General features: G+C 65.8%; 3 protein-coding genes and 1 pseudogene. 2 read left to right on the top strand and 2 right to left on the bottom strand.

Going from position 1 to position 2,289, the window contains the following annotated elements; genetic code table 11:
- On the bottom strand, positions 1-484 hold a 484-nt coding region (locus AX702_RS07410), incomplete at its 3' end, for a tetratricopeptide repeat protein (protein ID WP_156455392.1).
- Positions 485-712: 228 nt separating this feature from the next.
- On the opposite strand from AX702_RS07410, the gene AX702_RS07405 reads away from it, so the two are divergent.
- Positions 713-1,717, top strand: a complete 1,005-nt coding sequence (locus AX702_RS07405) for an SPOR domain-containing protein (RefSeq protein ID WP_066778134.1) — start codon at positions 713-715, stop codon at positions 1,715-1,717.
- A gap of 14 nt (positions 1,718-1,731) precedes the next feature.
- On the opposite strand, the gene AX702_RS07400 is transcribed toward AX702_RS07405, so the two are convergent.
- Positions 1,732-1,953 (bottom strand): hypothetical protein, encoded by a 222-nt coding sequence (locus AX702_RS07400; protein WP_066778132.1) that lies wholly within the window; start codon positions 1,951-1,953, stop codon positions 1,732-1,734.
- Positions 1,954-2,033: 80 nt separating this feature from the next.
- Between AX702_RS07400 and AX702_RS07395 the strand changes: the two are divergent.
- Positions 2,034-2,289 (top strand): annotated as a pseudogene (locus AX702_RS07395) (hypothetical protein); the annotation flags it as partial.

Here is a 2,289-nt window from a genome sequence, read left to right as displayed (position 1 = left end):
CCTCCACACCGCCGGCCGGATCGCCCGCCAGCGCGATGGCAAGGCCGCGATCGCTCGCCGGAACGATGGCGGCATTGCTCTCCAGCGCCTGCCGCGCCTCGTCCCATTGTCCCTCGGCGATCATGGCAAGCGCCAGGTTCAGCGCAGCCCTGCCGTTCTGCGGCGAAAGGGCCAGCACGTCGGCATAAGCGGCATGGGCGGAGGTGAAGCGGCCCGCCTTCAGATAGGCGGAGCCAAGCAAGGCGCGATAATCGGCATTGTTTGGCACCGCGGCGACCGCCGCTTCCGCAAAGCTCACAGCCTTCGCCGGATCGCCCTTCTGCAGCGCCTCGGCAGCCTTTTCGGCGTTTCTAGCGGCATGTTTCGCAACGGTCGCCTCGCTGCGCGTGCTGGCGGTGGAGATGCCGCCCTGTGCGCAACCCACCATCGCTCCGCCCAGCATCAGCGCCGTAAGGCTGAAACCTGCAACTGCACGCTTGTTCATCGTCGATCCCCGGGCCATCGTCTTGGTCGAAGCCGTGCCGCGTCCCGTTGCGGGAACCCGCCGGCGACATGGGCTTCCCCATCTCCTGCGTTTGATGCCAATCCGATGATAAGGAATGGTAAACACCCCTCCCGTCCCGCAGCTTGGCTGGGTTAGCGATGGAGTAACCTCGGGCGTTCACATCACGCTCCATCGGCAGAAGGGTCGCGATTAATTCGGGGAAGACGAATGAAGAGTGCGTATTTTGCTGGAATGATCGCGGCGGCCTTGTTTGCCGGATCTGCCGGCGCTGATGTGAAGCAGGGCGTGGATGCCTGGAGCCGCGGCGACTATAAGGCGGCTGTCGAGATCTGGCGCCCGCTCGCTGCCAGTGGCGACGCGGATGCCCAATTCAACCTTGGTCAGGCGTACAAGCTTGGTCGCGGCATCCCGGCGAATCTGCCCAACGCGATCGAATGGTTCCGCAAGGCCGCCGCTCAAGGCCATAGCCAGGCAATCGACAATTACGGCCTCGCCCTTTTCCAGGAAGGCAAGAAGGCCGAGGCGCTGCCGTGGCTGGAGAAGTCGGTCGCGCGCGGGGAGCGGCGCACGCAGCTCGTGCTCGGCACCATGTTGTTCAACGCCGATGCCGTGCCGCGCGATTGGGTGCGCGCTTATGCGCTGGTCACGCGCTCGTCGCAGCAGGGCCTGCCACAAGCATCGCAAACCCTGGCTCAGATGGATCAATATATCCCGGAAGCGCAGCGGCAGCAGGGGCTGACGCTCGCCCGCAAATATGAGGCTGAAGCGCGTGCCCTCGCCACGCGCTTGCCACCATCCACGCCCGGCGGCACCGTCTCAAGCGCGCCGCCGCGGGTCGCCGCCACATCGCCGATCCCGACGGCTACCGCGACCGTCACGACTCCGCCGCGCCCGGCACAGGCAACCGCCGTCCGTGCCGCACCGACGCTGGCGACGGCGGCGGCCTATGCGCCCGCGCGGTCCGCCGCATCGGCGCCTGCATCCTCCTCCGTCAGCGCCGGCGGGAGATGGCGAATCCAGCTTGGCGCCTTCCGCGATGAAGGCAATGCGCACAGCTTGTGGGCGAAGGTCGGCAGCCGTACCGGCGGCAGCGCCAGCTACGTCAAAGGCGGCGGAGTCACCCGGCTGCAGGCGACGGGCTTTGCATCAAAGGCCGCGGCACAGGCCGCGTGCGCGAAATCCGGCGTCAGCTGCGTCGTGGTTGCGCCCTGACGGCCCTGCCCGGCTCAGATGATCCCGCCACCCAGCATCAGCCGAAGCGCAAAGATGATGATCAGCACGATGTTGAGGTTACGCCCGCCATTGCTGCTGGAAAGCGCACCGACCGCCGCTCCGACGATGCCGATCGGGATCACTAGCCAGTTCATCCAGCCAAGCAGCGGCATGAACGCCACCAGACCGAGGACGAGGGTGACGAGGCCGATCAGGACCGAAACGATGTTGAGCATGGTTTCAACATGGAGAGCAAACGGGTGTGTTACAAGAGCGAGACACAGTCCAGCGCTTCCGGTGGCTTGGCGGTAACCGAATGACCCTGAAGAGCTTCAAATCCGTCCCCGACTGGCGCTTTCACTCCTTGGCCGTGGTCGCCGCCATGGCACTCGTCGTCAGCGCCTGTGGGCAACAATCGGACGCGCCGTTGAACGGGGCTGACGCTGCTCGAACTAAGCAGGACGTCAACGACGCCTCGGATCCGGTGCTCGAATCCGCCCTGCGCGATCAGATCATGGTTGATCCGAAGCTGGTGCAGCAGGCGAATGCCGACGCGCTCCGCCCGCCCGCCC

The sequence above is a fragment of the Sphingomonas sp. CCH5-D11 genome (assembly GCF_001557395.1).
Classification (GTDB): Bacteria; Pseudomonadota; Alphaproteobacteria; order Sphingomonadales; family Sphingomonadaceae; genus Sphingomonas.
Note: the sequence above shows the minus strand (reverse complement) of the source record. Positions and strands in the feature narration are given on the sequence as shown.